Source organism: Burkholderia sp. ZZQ-2, from assembly GCF_050768715.1.
In the GTDB taxonomy this organism is placed as follows: Bacteria; Pseudomonadota; Gammaproteobacteria; order Burkholderiales; family Burkholderiaceae; genus Burkholderia; species Burkholderia cepacia.
The window spans coordinates 37693-61240 of sequence record NZ_LDVA01000183.1; the positions used below are offsets into that span (position 1 = coordinate 37693).

Consider the following 23548-nt stretch of genomic DNA (forward strand, 5'->3'; position numbering starts at 1 on the left):
GCATCCCGCGGCCATATCGGCCATATCGGCCCGCGCCGGCATGCACGACCCTCAACCGGAATCCCCTCGATGACGATCACGACTCGCCTGCTCGACGCGGCCGACGCCGCCCGTTTCCAGACCGTTCGCCTGCGTGCGGTCGACACCGCGCCCACTTCTTTCCTGCCGACGCCCGACGAAGAATCGCAGGTGCCGGTCGACGAATTCGCGATACGCATCACGCCGACCCACGAACGTGCCGTGTTCGGCGCATTCGACGGCGATACGCTCGTCGGCATCACCGGCGTGCGCCGCGATGCGCGCGCGAAGATCGCGCACAAGGCGACGATCTGGGGCGTGTTCGTCGATCCCGCGTATCGCGGGCAGGGCATCGCGCAGACACTGCTCGAAAACGCGACCGCGCATGCGGCGCAGGCGTGGGGCTGCAAGCAACTGATGCTGTGCGTGAACGAGGTCAACGCCAACGCGGAGCGGTTGTACGCCTCGCAAGGGTTCGTCCGGTTCGGCACGGAACCGCGCTCGCTGTTCGTCGACGGGCGGTTCTACGACGAACACCACATGATCAAGACGCTGGCTTGACGCGTCCGGTCTGGCGATCGCGTTTGCCGGCCGCGCCCGGACGCAAACGCTCGCCCCCTCTCGCCCATGCGCATGCCGGCATGCCTGCCCGGCAATCGTCTCGTTCGTCGGCGCCGACTACTGGCGGCGCCTCCCCGACGAGATGTTGTGAATATTTATGCGCAAAAACTTTTATTGAAAAACGCGCGCCAAGCGATGCCCACCGGGTCGATTGCTCACTCACCCGTCGCCGCGATCGTTCCCGTCGCCGGCTCGCGCCCTGCGGAGGCGGCCGGCTCGAAGATCAGCACCATGTCGCCACGGTAACGTCCATTGGCTGGCGCCGCGTCGCCGGCAGCCCGCGCTTGCGCGCTGACCTTCACCTGACGGGTTTCGTCATAACCGTCGAAGCCGTCGTGCCCACGCTTTCCCAGCGTGAGCACGCGAGCGGCGTCGACAGTAATTTCGGCGTCGGCCGCGCTGCCCGCCAGCACGACCTTCGCGTTGGTCAGGTCGTCGCGGCCATTCGACAGCCTTAGCGGCTGCAGCAATGTGACGTTGATGTCTGGATTCGTCGTCCGTACGCGGATCGGCAGCGTTGCGCCGAGGGCCCGCTGGTCGCGATCCGTCGCGGTCAGTTCGACCACGTCGTATGCGGCGTTGTCCGGCCTCGAAACGAACAGGCTGTCGCCAATGTGCGCGGTCAACGTGATCCGCTTGACGACGGCTTGCGGCGACGTCGGGCCGGCGTGGGCAATGCCGGCCAATGCGCCGCATGCGACGAGTGCGGTGAGATGTGTTCCGATCTTCATTGAAGTGCTCCGTTTTCCGGATGGTTGTCGTTCGGGCACCTGATTCCGTCATCGCAGGAAAATCCGGGATTCATTTATCCCAAAATTAGCCGGCAATATCCCCGTGGAATTCGATATACCCAGCCGCATACGCGAACGCGCCGAGTCGGCGGATGCCATCTCGTACGCCGCCAGGATACGATCGCCAGCCTTTACCGGCAGGCTCCGACGCGCTCCTCTCGTCACGGCATGCAATAACGATAGGTCACGGAACGTCCACTAAAAATCCATGGAAACCTGCACGGTTCTTTCAGGATTCCATTCACCAATGCCATCTCGGAATCAAATAGGACACGGGAGTCGATCGCACCAATTTCCGCCCGCCCCCAACCCGCCTCGGTAATTCCGCCTCTGTTCAGCCCCCTGCCGGCCGCGCTATCGTTTCTCCTTCTTCACAGCCCAGGAGCTGCCTTTGCCTTCCCGCCACGGAGTCGACCTCATCCGCGCCCGCGCGCTGTTCGATCGCGAGCGCCAAGCGTTCACCGAAGCCATGCCGGTCTCCCGCGCCCTGTCCGCGGAAGCGTCCGAGCACTTGCTGTTCGGCGTGCCGTTGCACTGGATGCAGGACTGGTCGACGCCGTTCTCGCTGTATGTGAAGGAGGCGCGCGGCGCGACGTTCACCGACGTCGACGGCCATCGCTACGTGGATTTCTGCCTCGGTGATACGGGCGCGATGTTCGGCCATGCGCCCGAACCCGTCGCGCGTGCGCTCGTCGAACAGGCGACGCGCGGTTACACGACGATGCTGCCGAGCGAGGACGCCGCATGGGTGTCGCGCGAACTCGCGCGCCGCTTCAAGCTGCCGGTCTGGCAATTTGCGCTGAGCGCCAGCGACGCGAACCGCTTCGTGCTGCGCTGGGCGCGCGCGGCCACCGGCCGCAACACGATCGTCGTGTTCAACGGCTGCTATCACGGCACGGTCGACGACGTATTCGTCGATCTCGTCGACGGCCGCCCGGTGCAGCGCGACAGCCTGCTCGGGCAATCCTACGACCTGCTCGCCAACACGCGCGTCGTCGAATTCAACGACCTGGCCGCGCTCGAAGCCGCATTGAAGGAGGGCGACGTGGCATGCGTGCTGGCCGAGCCCGCGATGACGAACATCGGGATGGTGCTGCCTGACCCGGGCTTCTGGGCGGCCGCGCGCGAGCTGACGCGCCGCTACGGCACGCTGCTCGTGATCGACGAGACGCACACGATCAGCAGCGGCCCGGGCGGCTACGCGGTCGCGCATGATCTCGACGCGGACATGCTGGTGGTCGGCAAGCCGATCGCGGGCGGCGTGCCGTGCGCGGTGTACGGGTTCAGCGCCGAATTCGCGGAACGCGCGAAGCAGGCGAAGCTGAACGCGCCGCCCGGCCATTCGGGCATCGGCACGACGCTCACCGCGAACATGCTCGCGATGCATGCGATGCGTGCGACGCTCGCCGAAGTCGCGACCGACGCCGCGTATGCACACATGTTCGAACTCGCCGCGCGGCTGGCGACGGGGCTCGAACAGGCGATCGCGAAACACGGGCTGCCGTGGTGCGTGACGCGTATCGGCGCGCGCACCGAGTTCCAGTTCGCACCCGTGCCGCCGCGCAACGGCACGATCGCGGGCGCGCAGCTCGACAGCGAACTCGAGCACATCGTGCACCTGTACCTGCTGAATCGCGGCGTGCTGATCACGCCGTTCCACAACATGATGCTCGTATGTCCGCAAACGACGGCCGACGATGTCGACCGGCTCGTCACGCAATTCGACGCGTGCCTGGGCGAACTGGCGTGATGTGATGCATCGCCCGTCCGGCCCGCCCGCAGCAGCGCGGCCGGACGCACGCCCGGCGCGACTTCCGCAGATCAGTCGGCGCGCGCACTCGCTTCCGGTTCCACACGCTGCGCCTCACGCGTATCGCCGTGGCTACTTCGGCAGATCCGTCGGATCGACCTGCGTGCCGGGCACGCCTGCGGAGCGCGCACTCACTTCAAGCTCGTCGCGCAGCGCCGCACGCGTATCGGCGCCGCCCGGGCCCGGCCCCGACGCCCGCCCGCCATCGAGCGCCGGCAGGATGTAGCCGTTCACCATCCGGCGGAACAGCTTCACGTTCTCCGCATCGCGCAGGCCACCGTCAATCGGCAGCACGCCCGTCATCACGATCACCGTGTTGCGCTTCGGCAGCACCGTGATGAATTGCCCCTTGAAGCCCATCGCGTCGAATTCGGGCTCGCTTTCGACGATGTTGTTGATCCACCAGTAGTAGCCGAAATGCGCCGACACACGCGGCGACGTCATCTGCGCGATCCACGCCTGCGGCACCACCTGCCGCCCCTGCCAGCGCCCACCGTCGAGCACGAGCATGCCGATCTTCGCCATGTCGACCGCGCGCAGCCGCAGCCCCCAGCCGGCCGACACGAGCCCCGTGCGATCCGCGCGCTCCCATGTCGCGCGCTTCATGTCGAGCGGGGCGAACAGACGCGCCTGCGCATAGCGCTCGACGGGTTCGCCGGCCGCCGCGCTCAACATCGCCGACGCGAGGATCGGGTTCACGTCGGTGTAGTCGAACTGCGTGCCGGGCGCGACCTTCGGCGCGGCCGAGACAGCAAGCTTCAGCCGGTCGGGCGCGGTGTAGTAGATCGGATCGTCCTTCGGGCTGAAGTCGTAATGCAGTCCGCTCGACATCGACAGCACGTGCTTCAGCTCGATGCCTCGCTTGTCCGCGAGCGCGCCGCCGAGGTCGGGGCGCCACGCGGCGAGCCGCGCGGCCACCGGCTCGTCAAGATGCACGGCGCCCTGATCGACCAGGATGCCCGCGACGAGCGACGTCACGGCCTTCGTCACCGAGTACAGCTCGTAGGTCGAATCGCGCGACGCGTTCGCACCGTAGCGCTCGAAGATCAGCTTGCCGTCCTTCACGACGAGCAGGCTGTAGACGTCGAGCTTCTGCTCGCGGATCCAGCGCGACAGCTCGACGAGCTTGCGCGAATCGACGCCGGCGTCCTCCGGCGCAGCGGCTTCGATACCGGTTTCATGCAGTGGCGGCAGTGCATCGGCCGCATGCGCTGCCGCCAGCGTCGGCACCGGCGCGAGCGCACCGCTGCCGATCAGCAGCGTCGCAAGCCGCGCGAGCAGCCGGCGCATGAAAGGCGCGGCACGCGATGCGGGCCGCCGCGAATCGGGCCATGCATCCGGATTGGCGATCATGTTCGTCATCTTTATCAAATCTCCGGCGCATCGTTGAATGCGGCGGCCGTGCCGGGCACGCCCTTCGTCTCGCGGCTGCGCGCCAGCTCGTCGCGTAGCGCCTGCGTCGTTTCCGCGCGCTCGACCGGCGGCTGCGCCGGCGTCAGCGCGGGCAGGATGTAGTCGTTCACCATCCGTCGATACAGGTTCAGGTAGGCTGCGTCGCGCAAGCCGCCGTCGGTCGGCAGCAGGCTCGTCATGACAACGACCGCGCGCTGCGCGGGCAGCACCGTGATGAACTGCCCCTTGAAGCCCATCGCGCCGAATTCCGGCGTGCCGTGTTCGACGACGTGACTGATCCAGCAGTAGTAGCCGTAATCGGCCGCGGCCGGCGACGGCGTCGTCATCTGCCGGATCCAGCCTGCCGGCACGATCTGCTTGCCGTTCCAGCGGCCGTTGTCGAGCAGCAGCATGCCGATCTTGGCCATGTCGACCGCACGCAGCCGCAGTCCCCAGCCGCCCGCCACCGCGCCGGTACCGTCGGCGCCACTCCAGCGGTAGTGCGCGAAGCCGAGCGGCTCGAACAGCCGCGAACGCGCGAACGCGTCCTCGCGCTCGCGCGCGGCGATCGACACGGCCGTGCCGACCAGCACCGGGTTCACGTCGATGTAGTCGAACTGCGTGCCGGGCGGCCGCGCCGCGCGGCTCGTCACCGCGACTTTCAGCCGGTCGGGCGCTTCGTAGTACAGCGGATCGGTGCCTTCGCGCGTCGTGTAGCGCAGCCCGCTCGACATCGACATCAGGTGGCGCAGCTCGATGTCCCGCTTGTCCGCGAGTTCGCTCGCGAGATCGGGCCGCGCAGCCGCGATCAGCGGCGTGACCTTCGTCGACGGGCCGAGCTTGCCCTCGCCGTCGAGGATGCCGGCGAGCAGCGCGGTGATCGTCTTCGTCACCGAATACAGCTCGTAGTTGTGATCGCGCGTGAGGCCGTCGCCGTAGCGCTCGAACACGATCTTGCCGTCCTTCACGACGACGAGGCTGCGCACGGTCATCCTGTCGCGGCGCAGCCATTCGGACAGCCGCACGAGCGGCGCCGAATCGACGCCGGCCGATTCGGGTACGACGCTCGGCATGTCCTGCGGCGCGCCGCCGGCGGCCAGCGCCGGCCCGCCGCATGAACCGGCGACGATCGCTGCGGCCGCGATGCCACGCATTGCGTTGGAAATACTCATCCTTGCTCCTGCTGAAACCGCGCCCGCCGCGTGGAACGGGCGCTCACATCGATGGACGTCAATCGAGGCACGGCTTGCCGGCCGGCACGAACTGCCCGCGCCCCGGCTCGGCCGCGAGCAGGCGGCCATCCTCGACGAGCAGCTCGCCGCGCGACAGGCAATGACGCGGCCAGCCCGTCACCTCGATCCCTTCGTAGGGCGTGTAGTCGACCGCATGATGCAGCGACGCATTCGCGATCCGCACGCGCTTGTCCGGATCCCACACGACGATGTCCGCATCGGCGCCGACCGCGATCGTCCCCTTGCGCGGATACAGCCCGTACAGCTTCGCGGGGCGCAGCGACGTGAGCTCGACGAACTGGTGCAGCGACAGCCGCCCGTGACGCACGCCGTCGAACAGCAGCGGCAGCCGCGTCTCGAGCCCCGGAATCCCGTTCGGGATATGGTCGAACGAAACGGCCTGCCCGCCCGGATGCTTGCCGCACGGATCGTCGTAGCTGAACGGCGCATGGTCGGACGAGAACACCGAGAATACGCCCTGCTTCAGCGCCTTCCACACGGCCTGCTGGTTCGCCGGATCGCGCGGCGGCGGGCTGCATACGCACTTTGCGCCTTCATAACCGTGATCGTCATGGCCGAGATCGGCGGCCGTCAGATACAGGTATTGCGGGCACGTTTCGGCGAGAATCGGCAGCCCGCGCGACTGCCCCCAGCGGATCTGCTCGATCGCCTCCGCGCCCGACACGTGCACGATCAGGATCGGCACGTCGACGAGTTCCGCGAACGCGATCGCACGATGCGTCGCTTCGCGCTCGACCACGGCCGGCCGCGCATGCGCATGGAAACGCGGTGCGACGTGGCCGTCGCCGAGCAGCCGCTCGGTGAGCCAGCCGATGCAGTCCGAATTCTCCGCATGCACCATCACGAGCGCGCCGTGCTCGCGCGCGACCGACAGCACGTCGAGCATCTGGCGGTCGTTCAGCTTCAGGTCGTCGTAGGTCATGTACACCTTGAACGACGTGTAGCCGTTCGCGATCAGCCGCGGCAATTCTTCCGCCAGCACGTGCGGCGTCGGATCGGCGACGATCAGGTGAAAGCCGTAGTCGACCAGCGCACGCCCTTCGGCACGCCGGTGATAGTCGTCGACGGCCGCCTGCAGCGACTGCCCCTTCGCCTGCGCGGCGAACGGGATCACGGTCGTCGTGCCGCCGCACAGCGCCGAGCGCGTGCCGGACAGGAAATCGTCGGCCATCCGCAGCCCGTCGGGCATCGGCTGGTCGAGATGGCAGTGCGCATCGACGCCGCCCGGCATCACGAGCATGCCGCTCGCATCGAGCTCGCGCGGCGCGCGCGGCAGCCCGTGACCGAGCATGGCCACGCGCCCCGCGCGGATGCCGATGTCGCACGAGAACCGGTCCGCCGCCGTGACGACGTCGGCGTGCCGGATCACGAAATCGAGATCGTTCGACATGGCGCCCGCCTCAGATCACTTCGCTGAAGAGACGGCCCCAGCCCTTCACCTGCCGCGTGTCGTAGTCGGCAAGCTGCAGCGACTTCCACACGACGGTCGAGATCGTGTCGTAGATCGGGATGCCCGTTTCCTCCTCGAGCGCCGGCACCAGGTGCGCGGCGTTCAGGTTCGTGCAGAAGATCGAGATCGCGCGCGGGCCGGCCGCCGCGACTTCGCGCACCATGTTGCCGATCTCGTCGCCCGTCACTTCGGAGAACGAGAAATTGACCTTCAGGTTCAGGTGACGCTCGGCGATGCAGTTCAGCCCCGAACGGCGATAGTTGTCGACGATCTTCGTCTGCACGTCGTCGAGATACGGCGTGACGAGGCCGAACTCGTGCGCGTTCGTCTTCTTCAGGATCTCGTTGAGCGCGAGCACCGACGTGGTGGCCGGAATGCCGGTCGCCGCGGTGATGCGCTCGCACAGCCGCTCGTCGGCGTCGAAGCCGAGCCAGCCCGACGACGTGCCGTTCCATGCGATCACGTCGACCTTCGCGTCGGCGAGCAGCAGCGCGGCCTGGATGATCTTGTCGTCGTCGAACTGGCCGAGCGCCTGGCCCGTCAGCGAGATCTCGGTGACCGGAAAGCGCGCGAAGTGCGCGGACACGCCCGGCAGGCCGGCGACCATCGCGCTCGTCAGCGGTTCGAGCGACGTGTTGGAGGACGGGGTGAGCATGCCGAGCAGGGTACGTTTTTTCATGACGGGTTTCTCTCTACCAGTGAATGCAGTCGATGCAGTGAAAGGGGTCGGTCAGACGGGGAGCTTGTTTTCGTAGTCGATCGCGCTGGAGCACACGAGCAGGCCGACGCCGGCCGCCGCGAACACCATCAGCGCAAGGAAATAGGAACCGGTGAACTGCACGATCGCGCCGACGACGATCGGCACGGTGATGCCGCCGATGTTGCCGCCGAGGTTCATCAGGCCGCCGAGGAAACCGATCTTGTTGCGCGTGCCGAGCGACGACGGGATGCACCAGTACAGCCCGCACCAGCGAAGGAAGAACAGCGTCGACGACAGCAGCGCGACACACACGACGGCGTCCTTCACATACGCGACCGAGAAGATCGACACGGTGGCGATCACCGCCGCGATGCCGAACAGCGTGCGCATCACGACGTTCGGGCGGCCGCCCGCGGCCTTCCACTTGTCGGCGATCCAGCCGCCGAGCAGTTCGCCGACGAAGCCGCTGAAAAAGATGATGAAGGTCGAGCCGCCCATCTGCTTGATGTCGAAGCCGTGCACCTTGTGCAGGTAGTTCGGCATCCACGTGAGCAGCCCGTAGAACACGCTGTTGAAGCACATCCAGCCGAAGAACATGCACCACACCGAGCGGTACTTGAAGAAGTCGCGCGAACGGCCCGACGCGCCGGCCGGCTCGGCCGCGAGATCGCTCGCATGCGACGCCTCGATGTATTCGGCTTCGAGGTCGTTGACGCCCGCATGCTCGCGCGGCGAGTTGCGGATGTAGTGCCACGCGAGCAGCCCGGCCAGCACGGTGCCGATGCCGGCCACCGCGAACGCGAGCCGCCACGAGCCGAGCACCGCGATCAGCCCGGCGATCAGCACCGCGCCCAGGGCCGCACCGAGCGGCGCGCCGCCGTCGAGCAGCGTGGCGCCGCGGCCGCGCTCGGTCTGCGTCATCCAGATCGCGTTGAGCTTGCCGCCGGCCGGGTAGATCGGCGCTTCGGCCGCGCCGAGGCCGAGGCGCGTGAGCAGCAGCGACGGTGCATTCGTGCACAACGCGGCGATCGCCTGGAAGAAGCCCCAGAACACGGTCGCCGTCGCGATCACGATACGCGGCTTGAACCGGTCGGCCAGCATCCCGCCCGGGATCTGCATCACGGCATAGGTCCAGAAGAACGAGCTGAGGATCAGACCCTCCATCGCGGGCCCGATATTGAACTCCTGCGAGATGTAAGGCATGGCGACGGACAGCGATGCGCGATCGACGTAGTTGATCGCGATGAGGCTCAGCATCACGACGAATATCTTCCAGCGAACAGCGGATTTGCCGACCGTCAGGGCGGCGACACCGGAGGTTGAAGACATGGACGGACTCCAGGAGTGGACGAGGATGATCAGGACGTCGCGCAACGTGGAGCCGAGTATAGGATTAGAAATTTATAATTACCGTTAGCGTAAACGCTTGGTTTGATTGAGATTCTTTTATCACGATGTTGGTGCAGGGTAAGCCCCGATATCGTGATAAGCTCGCACCATCATGAGCCAGACACCCCGCAATCCCCTGCTTCTGCGCACGCGCGGCATGGCCGCCGAGATCGCCGCGCGCCTGCGCGTGATGATCGACGAGGGCGAATTGCCGCCCGGCGCGCGGATCGACGAAAAGGAACTCAGCCTCGCGTTCGACGTGTCGAAAACGCCGCTGCGCGAAGCGCTGAAGGTGCTCGTCGCGGAAGGCGCCGTCACGCATCGCCAGTACATCGGCTATCGCGTCGCGTCGATCGACCTCGACGACCTGGTCTCGACGTTCGAGCTGCTGCACGGGCTCGAGGCGATGGCGGGCGAGTTGCTGCGCAAGCGGATCGGCACGGCGACGCTCGCCGCGCTGCAGGCGAAGCACCGGAAAATGGTGGAGTGTCATGAAGCCGGCAAGCGCATCGAGTATTTCCGGCTGAACCAGCAGATTCATCAGATGATCGTCGACGCGGCCGGCAACCCCGTGCTGTCGGGCATCTATGCGTCGCTGATGTCGAAGGTGCATCGCGCACGCGGCGCCGCGAACACGGACACGCTGCGCTGGGCCGAGTCGCTGCACGAGCACGAGGACATCATGGCCGCGCTCGCCGACCCCGACCATGCGGTGCTGCCGCAGGTATTGCGCAGCCATTCGGAAAACACCGCGCGCGAGGTGCTCGCGATCCTCGATCGCACGGGCACGGCCGACGCGCCGGAACAGCGCTCGGCCGGGCGCGTGAAGGCTGCCGGCTGACGATCCGCTAGGCTGCCTGCAACGCCCGCCGCGCCACTTCCGCGAAATACCGCGCGCCCACCGGCAGGATCGCGTCGTTGAAGTCGTACGTCGCGTTATGCAGCGGCACGCCGCCGAGGCCACCCGCTTCACCGTTGCCGATGAACACGAAATTGCCGGGCACCGCCTGCAGGAACGCGCCGAAATCCTCCGAGATCATCATCGGCTGCACGTCGGCATTCACCGCCTCCGCGCCCGCGACCTGCGCCGCGGCCCGCACCGCCGTGTCGACCCACTCCGGCGAATTCACCGTCGGCGCGAACTCGTGCGTGTACTCGAACGTGCACGCCGCGCCGTGCGTGCGGCAGATCCCTTCGCTGATCTCGCGCATCCGCGTTTCCAGCAGCGCCTGCACGTCGCGCGAATAGCTGCGCGTGTCGCCCTTGATCGTCACCGTCGACGGCAGCACGTTGCGCAGCCCGTCGGTGATGAACTCCGTGCACGAGATCACCGCCTGCTGACCCGGATCGAGATTGCGCGACACGATCGTCTGCAGCGCGAGCACGACCTGCGCGCCGATCACGATCGGATCGATGCCCATGTGCGGGCGCGCCGCATGCGTGCCGCGCCCGTCGATCCGGATCACGAAGTTGTCCTCGCTCGCCATGATGCCGCCCGCGCGCGTCGAGAAGGTGCCCGCGCGCATGCCCGGCATGTTGTGCGCACCGAAAATCGCGTCGACCGGGAAGCGCTCGAACAGCCCGTCGGCCATCATCGCCTTCGCGCCGCGGCCATGCTCCTCGGCCGGCTGGAAAATGAAACGCACGGTCCCGTCGAAATCCTTGCGCTCGGCCAGCAGTCGTGCCGCACCGAGCACCATCGACATGTGGCCGTCGTGCCCGCACGCGTGCATCTTGCCCGGCGTGCGCGACGCATGTTCGCGGCCCGGCGCGTGCTCGGCGATGTTCAGCGCGTCCATGTCCGCGCGGATGCCGATCGCGCGCTTGCCGGTGCCGGCCGTCAGGTTCGCGACGAGCCCCGTGCCGCCGATCCCGCGATGCACGTCGAGCCCGAGTGTCGTCAGGATGCGCGCGACGTAGTCCGACGTGTTCACTTCCTCGAAACCCGTCTCCGGATGCTGGTGCAGGTGGCGGCGCCAGGTCTTCAGTTGCCCCTGCAGCGTGCTTTCGTCGATTGCGTCCATTGCGTTTGCCTCGTCGGTCATAGTCGGTCGTCGTCGGTCGTGATGTCGTTCAGGCCGCCACCGTCGCGCGGTCCAGCCAGTCGCGCTGCCGCGCGAGCACGGCGTCGGCCGCCTCGCCGACGCAGCTCCGGTACACGGACGGCGCCGTCGCGCCTTCCGTATTGATCGCCAGCACACGCGAATGCGCGTCGAGCCCCACCTGCCGCGCGCGTGCCGGGTCGCGCATCAGCACGTCCAGCCCCGCGACGCCGGCCGCGCCCGATTCGCCGGCCACGACCGGCACGTCGCGTTCGCTGCCGGCCGCGAGGCCGCGCATCGCCTGCACCGCGTCTTCGTCGTCGATCAGCATGAAATGGTCGATGCACATCTCGAGGAAATCCCACGCCAGCGGCGACGCCTCGCCGCACGCGAGCCCGGCCATCACCGAATCGACGCTGCCGGTCGCCTTGGTGGCGCGCCCGGCCAGTGCACTCTGGTACAGGCAGTCGGCCTGGCGCGGCTCGACGACGATGAAATGCGGCCGCTCCACGCCGTCGCGCTCCCACAGATAACTCGCGACGCCCGCGGCGAGGCCGCCCACGCCGCCCTGCAGCAGCACGTGCGTGAACGGCCGCCCGCCGTCCGGCGCCGCCTGCGCGGCGGCCTCGGCGGCGATCACGCCGTAGCCCTGCATCACGTCGCGCGGAATCGCTTCGTAGCCGTCGTACGACGTATCCGATACGACATACCAGCCGTTCGCCTGCGCGAGCTGTGCCGCGCAGACCACCGATTCGTCGTAGTTCCCCGCGATGCGCACGATCCGCGCGCCGTACGCGGAGATCGCGCGCTCACGCTCCGCATCGACGTTCGCGTGCAGCACGATCACGCACCCGCAGCCGATCGCGCGCGCGGCGGCGGCGAGCGCGCGGCCGTGATTGCCGTCGGTCGCGCTGATCACCGTCAGGTCGGCCAGTTCCGCCGCATAGCGGCCGGTGACGAGCCCTTGCGGATCGAGATCCTGCTGGCGGCGCAGCCGCTTCACGAGCCGCACCAGCGCGATCGGCGCGCCGAGCGCCTTGAAGCTGCCGAGCGGCGAGCGGCACGACTCGTCCTTCACGCTGACGCTCGCGACGCCGAGCCGCGCGGCGAGATCCGGCAGCACGCGCAGCGGCGTGCGCGCGTGGCCGACGAGCGGCCAGTGCGACAACCACGCGCCGCTTTCGTCGGCCGACGCGATGTTCATCACGCGGCGCAGCGCGTGGGGATAGGCAGCGCGCGATGCGCGGGGGTTGGCGATCAGCATGGCGAAAGGCTCGGGAACAGGGCCGCGCCGGCGGCCCGTCGGGTGGATCGGATCGGGCAAGCGCGGGTTGCGTTCGCCGTCGGTCCGAAAAATAATATTGCGCATCCCGGTCAATAAAATCGCCGAATCGACCGCCTAGACGCAAAAATTTCTCATTCTTTCGAGGTTTCAAGCGCCATCATGACCACCCCACTCGATGCGTTCGATCGCAAGCTGCTGATGGAAATCCAGCGCGACGCGCAGACGCCGCAGAGCGAACTCGGCGCGCGCGTCAACCTGTCGACCGCGGCCGTGAACCGGCGCCTGAAACGTCTCGCGGACGACGGCGTGATCGAGCGCTACACCGCCGTCGTCGCACCGGACAAGGTCGATCATCCGCTGACGATCGTCGTCAACGTCGAGGTCGAAAGCGAGCAGATCGACCAGCTCGACGCGATGAAACGTGCGTTCGAGCGCTGCCCGCAGATCCAGCAGTGCTACTACGTGACGGGGGAATGGGATTTCGTGCTGATCGTCGCGGTGCGCAACATGGATCAGTACAACGCGCTCACGCGCGAGCTGTTCTTCGCGAACAACAACGTGAAGCGGTTCAAGACGCTGGTGAGCATGAGCCGCGTGAAGGTCGGGCTCGAGGTGCCGGTCGATCCGGGCGAATGAGTGAGTGAACGAGTGAGCGATTGCACACATGAAGCGGCCGGCACGCGATCGCGCGCGCCGGCCGTTTCCCATCGACGGCTACGTCAGCGGCAACTGAAGCTCGCCGCCGAATTCACGTCGCCCGAACCGTTGTAGCGCGCCACCTGCGGATACGGGCACAGCGGGCGCGTACGACCCGCGCCCCATGACGCCGGCACATCCGCACTCGGCACCGCGTTCGTCGCGTCGCGCGCGGCGGCCACCACCGTAGCGGGCGCCTGCCCCTGCTCGACCCACGCGACGAGCGGCGTCAGCAGGTCGAACTGGTCGGCCGCCGGCCCGCCCGAACAGTGGTTCATCCCCGGCACCGGATAGAAGCGCGCGAAATCCGACGCATCGCCGCCGTTCGCCTGTGCGAGCCGCGCATACCAGTCGCGCGTGTCGTCGAACGAGAACACCGGGTCGCCCGTGCCGTGATAGACGAGCAGCTTCGCGCCGCGCGCCTTCAGCGCGGACAGGTTCGTCTCGTCGGGCGGCGTCATGAACGTCCACGCGGATTGCGTGTACGTGCCGTTCGTCGCGAAGATCGCCGGTGCGTCGTTGTCCATGTCGAAGCCGAGCGCGAAACCGGGCAGGTTCGCGAGCGTCGCAGCGCTTTTGGGCGGCGTCGTGAACGTGAACGCCATCGCGGCCGGATCGAGCGTGATCGAATTCGACTGCTTCCACGAGGCCCAGCCGCCACCGGCGATGCCCGGGTCGTACGGAAAACCCGCGTAGAGTGCCGTGCCCGCGCTGTTGCGTGCGCCCGTGAACACGTTCTCGAGCGCGGTCTTCTGTGCGGGCGTCAGGCAGGCGCCCGTGCGCGTGCCGTTCGCGCAAGTGGGGACGTCCGACTCGACGCTGAAGTGCGCCTGGCACGCGGCGACGTCCTGCACCATCCCGTCGGCCGCGCCGTCGAGCGCATCGCATTTCTCGAGGATCTTCGCGCCGACGAACTGCCGCTCCGCGTCGGTGAAGCCGCTGCGGATGTCCGGCAGCCCGTTCGTCCCGGTCGCCGAGGCGATCTTCGCGAACTGCTGCGCGCCGTACATCTCGCCGATCGCCGCCTTCGGCAGATGAAAGCCCGGATCGCCCGCGATGATGCCGTCGTAGTCGGCCGGGTTGCGCACGGCGGTGACCATCGCGTGACGGCCGCCGTTCGAGCAGCCGCCGAAATAGCTGCGGTCGGGCGCCTTGCCGTACGCGAGCCGGATCACCTGCTTCGCCATCGGCGTGAGCGCGTCGACCGCACCGTAGCCGTAGTCGATGCGCGCCTGCGGATCGAGGCCGAACAGCGGATTCTGCGCGGCACTGTGCCCGGAATCCGAACTGATCACGGCGAACCCCATGTTCAGCGCATCGTTCAACGGCCCGCCGCCGCCGATCTCGCCGGTCGCGGTCACGACATTGCCGTCGAGCCCGCCGTTCGCCTGGTAGAAGAAGCGGCCGTTCCACGCCTTCGGCAAGCGCATCTCGAAGCCGATTGCGTAGGTCTTGCCGTCCACCGCGCTCACGCGCTCGTTCATCTTCCCTTCGATCACGCAGTGCTCGGCGACCGGCTTGCCGGCCACCTTCAGCGTGCCCGCGGCCGCGGTCGTCACCGACGTGAACGACGTGTTCGCGTACGCGAGCTTCGCGGCGAGCGCGTCGCAGGTCTGCGCCATCGCGGCCGGCGTCGCGGCGCTCATATGTGTCGGCGTGGCGTTGACCGAATCGTCGCCGCCGCACCCGGCGAGCATCGCCGCCGCGGACAGCGGCGCAATGCAAAGGAATGCAGATTTTCTGTTCAAGATATCCCTCGTTCGTCAGGCTGCTGAATCAGAACATGTGCCGTACGCCGACCATCGCGCCGAGCTGCCCCATCCCTTCGCCGGGCGTCGTGCCGGGCCCGCCGCCGCTGACCGCGTAGCGTGCATGCGCGCTGTTCCACAGATACGACGACTGCGCGTAGACGGCCGTGCGCTTGGTCAGCAGATAGGTCGCGCGCAGCGTGGCCATCGTCGCGCGCGTGTCGTGCGCGCTGTTGACGATCCGGTAGCCTTCGCCGTCGACGACGAAATCCGGCTTGACCGCATACGACGCGCCGACGAAGAACAGGTCGGAATGCGCGCCCGGCGCGGCCGGCGAACCGGTCGACACGCGCCGCCCGATCCAGCCCGCGCCGATCCGCGCGCCGGCCGCCTGCGCATACGCGCTCACGTGCGTGCGCGCGTCCTTGCCGCCGCTGCTCGTGAAAGGAACGGGCGCCACGCCGTCGAAGAAGTTGGCGGCCGCGCCGGTACCGCCGCGCTGCTCCTCGTACGACGCCGCCGCGCCGAAATACGCGCTGTCGTACTTGAGCATCACCGACCAGTTGCGGCACTGCGTGGCGTCGCCCGGCACCTGCCCCGCGCACGTGCCCTGCCCCGGCGAGTTGCCGGTGCCCGCGCCGTCGCGGCCGAATGAATACGCGGCGCCGAGCGTCACGCCGCGATACGTGCCGACGTAGGTCACCGCATTGTCGGAGCGGCCGTTCGGCACGTACGCGTCGAACGAGCCGAGGCCGTAGATGTCGGGGCCGATGATGTCCGCGCCCTGCAGCGCGAGATAGGTCATCGTGTACTGGCGGCCGAACGCGAGCGTGCCGAAGCCGCCCTTCAGCCCGACGAACGCCTGCCGCCCGAACAGCCGGCCGCCCTGCCCGAGATCGCCGCCGCGCACGTTGAAGCCGCTTTCGAGCGTGAACACCGCCTGGTAGCCGCCGCCGAGATCCTCGGTGCCGCGCAGGCCCCAGCGCGACGGCAGCTCGCCCGTCACGCCCGGCATGCGTACCACGTGGTCGCCGGCCGCGTTCGCGTGCGACACGAACTCGACGCCCGTGTCGATGATCCCGTACAGCGTCACGCTCGACTGCGCGTGCGCGCCGGTCGCGGCCAGCGCGCATGCGCCGGCCGCCAGCAAGGCTTTGGTGTGCTTCATGGTGTTCGTCTCCAGACCTGTGTCGTAATCGCGCTCTACCGGCGCTCGTGGTTGAAATGGGAAGAAATCAGTCGTGCGCCTGCGGGCGCCGGATCAGCATCAGCGCAGCGACGGCGGCGACGAGCGTGACGGGAATGCTCGCGCCGATCACGACCGACGCGCTGCGGCCCATGGCGAGCAGTTCGGCGGCGGCGAGCGGCCCGACCACCGAGCCGAGGCGGCCGACGGCAACGGCGGAGCCGACGCCGGTGCCGCGCATCGCGGTCGGGTAATAGATCGCGGCCAGCGCATACAGCACCGACTGGCCGCCGACGACGAACATCCCGGCCGCGAACGCGGCGGCGGACAGCCACAGGAGTCCGGGCGCGATCGCCAGCGCGGCAAGCGAGAGCACGATCCCCGCGTACATGCCGCCGACCACGCGCGACGGACGCAAGCGGTCCATCGACATGCCGATGCCGAGCACGCCGAGGCCGCTGCCGATGTTGAAGAAGATCTGCACGATCCCGGCCTGGCTGCGCGCGAGCCCCTTCGCGGCCATCAGCGACGGCAGCCAGTTCAGCAGGAAATACAGCACGATCAGCGTGCAGAAGTAGCTGAGCCACAACGCCAGCGTCGTGCCGGTGCGCGAGCCGCCGAACAGCGTCTGTCCGACGCTGGGGCGCGCCGCGCCCGATGCGCTGACGTCGAGGAACGCACGCGATTCGGGCAGCAGTGCGAGCAGCAGCGGCGCGAGCAGCAGCGGGCCGACGCCCCCGACATAGAAAATGTGCCGCCATTCGGTGTCGCCTGCGAGCAGCACGCCGATCAGCGACGCGATCACGCCGCCGAACGGAATCCCGCAATACATCACGGCCACCGCGCTGCTGCGCGAGCGTGCGTCGACCGCTTCCGACGACAAGGCAATGAGGTTCGGCATCGCGCCGCCGAGGCCGAGGCCGGTCAGCGCACGAACGGCGACCAGCATCGCGAAGCTCGACACCTGCGCGGTCGCGATCGACAGCAGCCCGAACAGGCAGACCGACGCGATCAGCACGTGCTTGCGGCCGACCCGGTCGGCCAGCCAGCCGCCGAGCATCGCGCCCGGCAGCAGGCCGAACGTGCCCGCGCTGAACGCGAGCCCCATCTGTGAAACCGAGAGCCCGAATTCGTGGGCCATGCGCGGTGCCGCGACGCCGACCGACTGCAGGTCGAGCCCCTCGAGCAATGCGATCGCGAAACACAGGCCGAGCGTCGTCGCGACGGCCGGCCTTGCGGCAACGGAAGTGTCCATGTCGTCTCCTAACCGTGACTCGCGCGGCATACGCGGAACGCATGCGCGGTGTCCTTGCTTTATCGTGATCGGGTCTCGTCTATTTATCAGGTAACCTGATTAAGAACCCGAAAGAAAATCCCGTCGAGGGACGGGATGATTTAATAACAGGTAACCTGATATTTCAAGTGTCGCGAGCGCGGTGTTAACCCGCAACCCGTTCGTGGCCCGCGCCATGCCGCGGCATGGCCCGGCGCGGCCGGAGAAACCGGAACGAAAGACGCGGCGGCGTGCTCAGTCGCGCAGGTTGCGCACGAACAGCTCGAGCGTGCGGTGAACCTGCGCGACGTCGTCGGCGCTCACGTCGTCGCCGAGCATCCGGCGTTCGAGCGGCCGCAGCACCTGCTCGCATTCGCGCAGGATTGCCGAACCCTCGTCGGTCAGGCGCAGCAGGATCACGCGGCCATGGCTGGGATCGGCCTCGCGCGTCACGAAGCCGCGGGCGGCCATCGCAACCATCACTTCGTTCGCGGATTGCGGCGTGATGAACGAACGCACCGCGAGTTGCGCATTGGACAGCGCGCCGCGCGCCTCGAGCACCGACAGCGCCGTGTACTGCGCAAGCGTCACACCGAGCGGCACGAGCGCATCGCTCATCTGGCGGCGCAGCAGCCGGTCGAGATTGCCGATCAGGTAGGTAAGCCGCTGCTGCGAACGCATGCGCGGCCTGGCTTCGCTGGCGCGGGCCGTGCGTTTCGTGCCGGCCGGTTTGACGGGTGTCGAACTCATGAACGTGTCGGAAGGAGGATCGCGGGCCATCTTACCTCACGCGGTCCGTATATCAGGCCGTAATCAGCCCGTATATCGGCCCGTAATCGGCCCGCACGGCGGCTCGTGCCGGCCGGCGAGCCGCCCCGGGCCGTCCACGCCCGGCTCGGACGAACCTTATGCCGCGACGACCGGCAACGCCGCGCGGCAGCCCGCGTCCACCAGCGCGAGCCGGTGTGCGAATGCCGCGAGCGGATAGTCGAAGAAGTAGGTGCCGACCGCGCGCTTGCCCGCGCGGAACGAATCGTCTCCCGGCGCATCGCCGACGATGCGCAGCGTGCGCGCCCACGCGAACGCGAGCAGCAGCCAGCCGACCAGCGCGAGATAGTCGTCCGCGACCCGGTAGGGCAGATCCGGATCGTGCTCGCTCGCGCGGATCACGCCGGCCGTCACGCGCTCGAGCTCCGCGCACAGCGTGGCGACGCGCGCCCCGGCGTCCCTCGCCCGCTCGTCCGCTGCCGCCTGGACGCTCTGCGCGGCTTCCGCGCGAATCAACTCGAGCAGCGCATGCAGCGCCTCGCCGCGATCCCCCAGCACCTTGCGCACCAGCAGATCGATCGCCTGGATCTCGTTGGTCCCTTCGTACAGCATCGACACGCGGCAATCGCGCACCGTCTGTTCGATCCCGTATTCGTGAACGTAGCCGTAGCCGCCGAATACCTGCAACGCGTTCGACGCGGCCGCGAAGCCGTTCGCGGTGAAGAACGCCTTGGCGACCGGCGTGAGCAACGATGCCAGCCGCGACGCCGCGAGCCGTGCCGGCGGCTGCGGATCGTGCGCGGCGACGTCGAGCCAGTGCGCGATCCAGTAGCCGATCGCGCGCTCGCCTTCGACGATCGCCTGCGCATCGAGCAGGATGCGGCGGATCGCGGCGTGTTGCGCGATCGGCGCCGCCCTGCCCTGCACGCGCTCGCGCGCATAGGCCGACGCGGCCTGCCATGCGCTCTGCGCATGCCCGACACCCTGCATGGCGACCTGCAGGCGCGCCGCGTTCATCATCACGAACATCGATGCGAGCCCGCGATGCGGCTCGCCGACGAGCCAGCCCGCGGCCGCGTCGAAACGCATCGTGCAGGTCGGGCTCGCCTTCAGCCCCATCTTCTTCTCGATGCCGTCGCACCAGACGCCGTTGCGCACGCGGCCGCCCGGCGCGTCGAGCCACTTCGGCACGACGAACAACGACAGCCCCTTCGTTCCCGCCGGCGCATCGGGCAGCCGCGCGAGCACGAGGTGCACGATGTTGTCGGTCAGGTCGTGCTCGCCGCCGGTGATGAACAGCTTGCTGCCGCTGATCCGGTAGCCGTCGGCGGCCGGGTCCGGCACTGCCTGCGTGCGCAGCAGGCCGAGATCGCTGCCCGCCTGCGGCTCGGTGATGCACATCGTCGTCAGCCACTCGCCGCTCGCGATCTTCGGCAGCACGTCGCGCTTCAGGCGCTCGCCGCCGTGCGCGCGCAGGCACGCCACCGCGCCGTGCGTGAGCCCCGGCGACATCAGCCACGCATGGTTCGCCCCCGCGAGCATCTCCTGCAGCGCGACGTCGAGCAGATGCGGCAGCCCCTGGCCGCCGCAATCGGCGTCGAGCGCCAGCGTCGGCCAGCCGGCGTCGACGTAGTCGCGATACGCATCGCGAAAGCCCGCCGGCATCGTCACGCCGGCACCGTCGAACCGGCAGCCCTCGAGATCGCCGGTCGAATCGAGCGGCGCGATGCGTTCGACCACGAAGCGGGCGGCTTCGTCGAGCACCTGCCCGGCGGTCGACAGGTCGAGCTCCGCCCAGTCGGGCACGCGGCGCCACAGCGCCGGCGCATCGAGCCATTCGCCGATCACGAACAGCATGTCGCGCAACGGCGCGCAATACGCGTTGCTCATCGCGCGCACCTCATGCGCGGCGCGCCGTGCCGGCGACGATCACGCCGGCGTCGGCCGCGCCCGGTTCGTACATCGCGTCGACCACCGCCGCACGGTGCATGAGCACCGCACGCTGGTTGATCGAGCCCTTGTCGGTGACTTCGCCGAGATCGAGCGAAGGCGGCGTTTCGAGCACGCACAGCCGCGTGACGAACGTCGCGCTGCCGGTCGCATCGCGGTTCAGGCGCTCGAGCAGGTCCGCGAAGAACGCCCTCACCGCGGGCGCCTGCAGGACGGTGCGCATGTCGGCATCCGGTGCCGCGCCGGCCAGGCGACGGCAATCGTCGACGCGCGGGAAGATCATCACGCCGACGTCGTCGCGGTTCATCCCCGTGACGACCGCGTCCTGCACGTACGGCGCGCCGTTCGACACGATCCGCGCGCGCATGGGCCCGACGCTCACGAAGGTGCCCGACGACAGCTTGAAATCCTCCGCGATGCGCCCGTCGAACATCAGGCCGATCTCCGGCCGCGCGGGATCGACGAAACGCACCGCATCGCCGCTGCGGTAGTAGCCCTCCTCGTCGAATACCTCGCGCGCGTCGTCGCCGCTCGCGCGCCAATAACCGGCCATCACGTTCGGCCCGCGAAAGCGCGCCTCGAGCTTGCCGTCGACCGGCACCAGCTTCGCGTCGCAGCCGGGCGCGGGCAGGCCGATGTAGCCGGCTCCCGACATCGGCCCGGTGGTGAACATGCACGATGGCGCGGCCTCGGTCATCCCGAGGCCCGCCATGATCCGGATGCGCTCGCCGCAGTGCGCGAGCGTCACGCGCTCGAGCCGGTCCCACGCGGCCTGCGACAGCCCGGCGCCCGCGAAGAAATACATCTTCACGCGCGAGAAGAAGGTTTCGCGCAGCGCGGCATCCGTTTCGAGCGCCGCGGTCAGCTCTTCCCAGCCCTTCGGCACGTTGAAATACACGGTGGGCGCGATCTCGCGCAGGTTGCGCAGCGTCTCGCCGAACTTGCCGGCGACCGGCTTGCCGTCGTCGATGTACAGCGTGCCGCCGTTGTACAGCGCGATGCCGACGTTATGGCTGCCGCCGAACGTGTGATTCCACGGCAGCCAGTCGACCAGCACCGGCGGCTCCAGACCGAACTGCGGAAACGTCTCGAGCAGCATCTGCTGGTTGCTGCACAGCATCCGGTGCGTGGTCGGCACCGCCTTGGGCAGCCGTGTCGATCCCGACGTGAACAGGAATTTCGCGATCGTGTCGCCGGTGATCGCATCGTGCGCGGCATCGACGCTGCCCGGTGTCGTGTCGAGCAGCGACGAGAAACGCGTGACGCCATCCATCCCGTCGGGTGCCGACACGACCACGCGCTCGACATCAGGCGGCACCGACGCGTCGAGCGCGGCACGAAACGCCGCGCCGTCCGACGCGAAGACCAGCCCCGGCGTGAGCACGGCGAGCGCGTGGCGCAGCTTGCCGTAATCGCTCGACACGAGCGAATACGCGGGCGACAGCGGCGCATGCGGAATGCCGGCCCACATCGCACCGAAGGCGAGTTGCAGATGTTCGAGGTCGTTGCCCGACAGGATCGCGACGGGCCGCTCGGCCGACAACCCGCGATCGAGCAGCGCCTGGCCGATCGCGCGGGCGCGCTCGAGCATCTGCGCATACGTGATGCCGATCCACGTACCGTCGGGCCCGCGCCGCGCGACCAGCCAGCGGTCCGGATGCGCGCGCGCGCCGCTCGCGAGCCGGTCGGTCAGCCTGTGTGGGTACGCGCCGAGCGGGGTCGTCGCGCGCAAGGTCCAGCAGCCGTCGCGTTGCACGATCTCCGGCGGTGCCGTGCCGATCGCCACGGGGCGATAGCCGGCGGGAACGCGCTGTGCGGCAGCCGCGTCGCGCAGTTGGGTCGGATCCGCATCCAAGTTCTGTCTCCGGTCGGTTCCGCCCCGCGCGCGTGCGCGCGCCGGGCGGGGACTTCATTGTGTCGTTGTCTTAACTGGGGCGCCGCGGCGCCCGGGACTGCTCAGATCGGGTAGTGACGCGGCGTGGTCTGGACCGTGATCCAGCGCAGGTCGGTAAACTCGGCGATCGACGCCTTGCTGCCGAACCGGCCGTAGCCGCTTGCCTTCACGCCGCCGAACGGCATCTGCGCCTCGTCGTGCACCGTCGGCCCGTTGATGTGGCAGATGCCCGATTCGATCTGCTTCGCGACCTGCATCGCGCGCGCGATATCGCGGCTGAACACCGCCGCCGACAGCCCGTACTCGCTGTCGTTCGCGGCCGCGAGCGCGGCGGCGTCGCCGTCGACGCGCTGCACGGTCACCACCGGCCCGAACGATTCGTCCGCATACAGCTGCATGTCGCGCGTGACACCGTCGACGATCGTCGGCTGCATCACCGCGCCGTCGACTTCACAGCCGAGCGGCAGCGCGGCGCCGTGCGCGCGCGCGTCGTCCACCATCGCCGCGATCCGCTGCGCGGCGGCCGCGCTTTCGAGCGTGCCCAGCACGACGCCCGGCGCGGCCGGGTTGCCGGCCTTCAGCGTGCGCGCCTTCGCGACGAGCCGTTCGACGAACGCATCGGCGACCTTGCGATCGACGATCACGCGCTCGGTCGACATGCAGATCTGCCCCTGGTTGAAGAACGCGCCGAATGCGACCGCCTCGACCGCCGCGTCGAGATCGGCGTCGTCGAGCACGAGCACCGGCGCCTTGCCGCCGAGTTCAAGCAGCGCCGGCTTCAGGTGCTGCGCGGCGAGCGTCGCGACGATGCGGCCGACGCGTGTCGAACCGGTGAAGTTCACGCGGCGCACCGCCGGGTTCGCGATCAGCCGCTCGACGATCGCCGGCGCGTCCTGCGGCGCATGCGTGATCACGTTGACCACGCCGTCGCCGAGCCCTGCGTCGTGCAGCACGCTGCCGATCAGCCGGTGCACGCCCGGACAACCCTCGGACGCCTTCAGCACCACCGTGTTGCCGCATGCGAGCGGCATCGCGAGCGCACGGGTCGCGAGAATCACCGGCGCATTCCACGGCGCGATCCCGAGCACGACACCGCACGGCTGGCGCACGGCCATCGCGAGGCTGCCGGGCACGTCCGACGGGATCACCGCGCCGTCGATCTGCGTGGTCATCGCGGCTGCCTCGCGCAGCATGTTCGCCGCGAGCATCACGTTGAAGCCGTACCAGTTCGCCATCGCACCGGTTTCCGCGCGGCCGGTTTCGATGAATTCGCCCGCGCGCG

19 protein-coding genes are annotated in these 23548 nt (G+C 68.4%); 4 read left to right on the forward strand and 15 right to left on the reverse strand.

Features of this window, described 5'->3' with window-relative positions; translation table 11 throughout:
- Positions 1 to 69: 69 nt before the first annotated feature.
- Positions 70 to 579 (forward strand): GNAT family N-acetyltransferase, encoded by a 510-nt coding sequence (locus ABY44_RS12145; RefSeq protein ID WP_027790260.1) that lies wholly within the window; start codon positions 70 to 72, stop codon positions 577 to 579.
- Positions 580 to 794: 215 nt separating this feature from the next.
- On the opposite strand, the gene ABY44_RS12150 is transcribed toward ABY44_RS12145, so the two are convergent.
- Entirely contained in the window at positions 795 to 1409 is a 615-nt protein-coding gene (locus ABY44_RS12150) for a hypothetical protein (protein WP_226230484.1), read from the reverse strand.
- Between the two features lie 412 nt (positions 1410 to 1821).
- On the opposite strand from ABY44_RS12150, the gene ABY44_RS12155 reads away from it, so the two are divergent.
- The gene (locus ABY44_RS12155) at positions 1822 to 3180 is read left to right on the forward strand and encodes an aspartate aminotransferase family protein (protein ID WP_060174063.1); all 1359 of its coding nucleotides are present in this window, start codon (positions 1822 to 1824) and stop codon (positions 3178 to 3180) included.
- A 132-nt stretch (positions 3181 to 3312) separates the two neighbouring features.
- Here the strand turns inward: ABY44_RS12155 and ABY44_RS12160 are convergent, their stop codons facing one another.
- The 5 genes from ABY44_RS12160 to ABY44_RS12180 form a co-directional block, all read right to left on the reverse strand.
- The gene (locus ABY44_RS12160; protein ID WP_060174121.1) at positions 3313 to 4530 is read right to left on the reverse strand and encodes a serine hydrolase domain-containing protein; all 1218 of its coding nucleotides are present in this window, start codon (positions 4528 to 4530) and stop codon (positions 3313 to 3315) included.
- Positions 4531 to 4607: 77 nt separating this feature from the next.
- Positions 4608 to 5804, reverse strand: coding sequence for a serine hydrolase domain-containing protein (locus ABY44_RS12165; RefSeq protein WP_060174064.1), 1197 nt, complete (start codon positions 5802 to 5804; stop codon positions 4608 to 4610).
- Positions 5805 to 5862: 58 nt separating this feature from the next.
- Complete coding sequence (gene hydA, locus ABY44_RS12170) at positions 5863 to 7275, reverse strand: dihydropyrimidinase (protein ID WP_060174065.1); 1413 nt, start codon at positions 7273 to 7275, stop codon at positions 5863 to 5865.
- 10 nt (positions 7276 to 7285) lie between these two features.
- The gene (locus ABY44_RS12175; protein ID WP_059693176.1) at positions 7286 to 8014 is read right to left on the reverse strand and encodes a maleate cis-trans isomerase family protein; all 729 of its coding nucleotides are present in this window, start codon (positions 8012 to 8014) and stop codon (positions 7286 to 7288) included.
- Positions 8015 to 8065: 51 nt separating this feature from the next.
- A complete protein-coding gene (locus ABY44_RS12180; protein ID WP_059693178.1) occupies positions 8066 to 9364 on the reverse strand; it encodes an MFS transporter in 1299 nt (432 codons plus the stop codon).
- A gap of 172 nt (positions 9365 to 9536) precedes the next feature.
- On the opposite strand from ABY44_RS12180, the gene ABY44_RS12185 reads away from it, so the two are divergent.
- On the forward strand, positions 9537 to 10265 hold the full coding sequence (locus tag ABY44_RS12185) for a GntR family transcriptional regulator (protein ID WP_059693180.1): 729 nt from the start codon (positions 9537 to 9539) through the stop codon (positions 10263 to 10265).
- A gap of 7 nt (positions 10266 to 10272) precedes the next feature.
- Here ABY44_RS12185 and ABY44_RS12190 read toward each other — a convergent pair whose 3' ends face one another.
- Positions 10273 to 11448: a M20 aminoacylase family protein gene (locus ABY44_RS12190; RefSeq protein ID WP_200056992.1), complete on the reverse strand. Its 1176-nt coding sequence runs from the start codon at positions 11446 to 11448 to the stop codon at positions 10273 to 10275.
- Positions 11449 to 11497: 49 nt separating this feature from the next.
- Positions 11498 to 12730 (reverse strand): diaminopropionate ammonia-lyase, encoded by a 1233-nt coding sequence (locus ABY44_RS12195; protein WP_431641242.1) that lies wholly within the window; start codon positions 12728 to 12730, stop codon positions 11498 to 11500.
- A gap of 180 nt (positions 12731 to 12910) precedes the next feature.
- Here ABY44_RS12195 and ABY44_RS12200 point away from each other — a divergent pair, with 180 nt between their 5' ends.
- Positions 12911 to 13387 carry an Lrp/AsnC family transcriptional regulator gene (locus ABY44_RS12200; protein WP_027790255.1) on the forward strand — a complete coding sequence of 159 codons (477 nt, stop codon included), beginning with the start codon at positions 12911 to 12913 and terminating at the stop codon, positions 13385 to 13387.
- Positions 13388 to 13470: 83 nt separating this feature from the next.
- Here ABY44_RS12200 and ABY44_RS12205 read toward each other — a convergent pair whose 3' ends face one another.
- The 7 genes from ABY44_RS12205 to ABY44_RS12235 form a co-directional block, all read right to left on the reverse strand.
- Positions 13471 to 15195, reverse strand: coding sequence for a tannase/feruloyl esterase family alpha/beta hydrolase (locus ABY44_RS12205; protein WP_431641244.1), 1725 nt, complete (start codon positions 15193 to 15195; stop codon positions 13471 to 13473).
- Positions 15196 to 15223: 28 nt separating this feature from the next.
- Positions 15224 to 16363: a porin gene (locus ABY44_RS12210; RefSeq protein WP_027790253.1), complete on the reverse strand. Its 1140-nt coding sequence runs from the start codon at positions 16361 to 16363 to the stop codon at positions 15224 to 15226.
- Between the two features lie 67 nt (positions 16364 to 16430).
- Positions 16431 to 17636, reverse strand: a complete 1206-nt coding sequence (gene mhpT, locus ABY44_RS12215) for a 3-(3-hydroxy-phenyl)propionate transporter MhpT (RefSeq protein WP_059651509.1) — start codon at positions 17634 to 17636, stop codon at positions 16431 to 16433.
- Between the two features lie 273 nt (positions 17637 to 17909).
- Complete coding sequence (locus ABY44_RS12220) at positions 17910 to 18404, reverse strand: MarR family winged helix-turn-helix transcriptional regulator (protein WP_060068076.1); 495 nt, start codon at positions 18402 to 18404, stop codon at positions 17910 to 17912.
- Between the two features lie 156 nt (positions 18405 to 18560).
- Positions 18561 to 20312, reverse strand: a complete 1752-nt coding sequence (locus tag ABY44_RS12225; protein ID WP_059693293.1) for an acyl-CoA dehydrogenase — start codon at positions 20310 to 20312, stop codon at positions 18561 to 18563.
- 10 nt (positions 20313 to 20322) lie between these two features.
- Positions 20323 to 22227, reverse strand: coding sequence for a feruloyl-CoA synthase (locus ABY44_RS12230; protein WP_175898476.1), 1905 nt, complete (start codon positions 22225 to 22227; stop codon positions 20323 to 20325).
- A 101-nt stretch (positions 22228 to 22328) separates the two neighbouring features.
- The coding region (locus ABY44_RS12235; protein ID WP_431641246.1) for an aldehyde dehydrogenase at positions 22329 to 23548 on the reverse strand (1220 nt) is incomplete at its 5' end.

Coding starts and splice junctions, on each gene's coding strand:
- hydA (WP_060174065.1), bottom strand. CDS start 7,275: ATGTCGAACGATCTCGATTTCGTGATCCGGCACGCCGACGTCGTCACG.
- ABY44_RS12180 (WP_059693178.1), bottom strand. CDS start 9,364: ATGTCTTCAACCTCCGGTGTCGCCGCCCTGACGGTCGGCAAATCCGCT.
- ABY44_RS12175 (WP_059693176.1), bottom strand. CDS start 8,014: ATGAAAAAACGTACCCTGCTCGGCATGCTCACCCCGTCCTCCAACACG.
- ABY44_RS12160 (WP_060174121.1), bottom strand. CDS start 4,530: ATGCGCCGGCTGCTCGCGCGGCTTGCGACGCTGCTGATCGGCAGCGGT.
- ABY44_RS12145 (WP_027790260.1), top strand. CDS start 70: ATGACGATCACGACTCGCCTGCTCGACGCGGCCGACGCCGCCCGTTTC.
- ABY44_RS12190 (WP_200056992.1), bottom strand. CDS start 11,448: ATGGACGCAATCGACGAAAGCACGCTGCAGGGGCAACTGAAGACCTGG.
- ABY44_RS12225 (WP_059693293.1), bottom strand. CDS start 20,312: ATGAGCAACGCGTATTGCGCGCCGTTGCGCGACATGCTGTTCGTGATC.
- ABY44_RS12185 (WP_059693180.1), top strand. CDS start 9,537: ATGAGCCAGACACCCCGCAATCCCCTGCTTCTGCGCACGCGCGGCATG.
- ABY44_RS12200 (WP_027790255.1), top strand. CDS start 12,911: ATGACCACCCCACTCGATGCGTTCGATCGCAAGCTGCTGATGGAAATC.
- ABY44_RS12195 (WP_431641242.1), bottom strand. CDS start 12,730: ATGCTGATCGCCAACCCCCGCGCATCGCGCGCTGCCTATCCCCACGCG.
- ABY44_RS12165 (WP_060174064.1), bottom strand. CDS start 5,804: ATGAGTATTTCCAACGCAATGCGTGGCATCGCGGCCGCAGCGATCGTC.
- mhpT (WP_059651509.1), bottom strand. CDS start 17,636: ATGGACACTTCCGTTGCCGCAAGGCCGGCCGTCGCGACGACGCTCGGC.
- ABY44_RS12210 (WP_027790253.1), bottom strand. CDS start 16,363: ATGAAGCACACCAAAGCCTTGCTGGCGGCCGGCGCATGCGCGCTGGCC.
- ABY44_RS12220 (WP_060068076.1), bottom strand. CDS start 18,404: ATGAGTTCGACACCCGTCAAACCGGCCGGCACGAAACGCACGGCCCGC.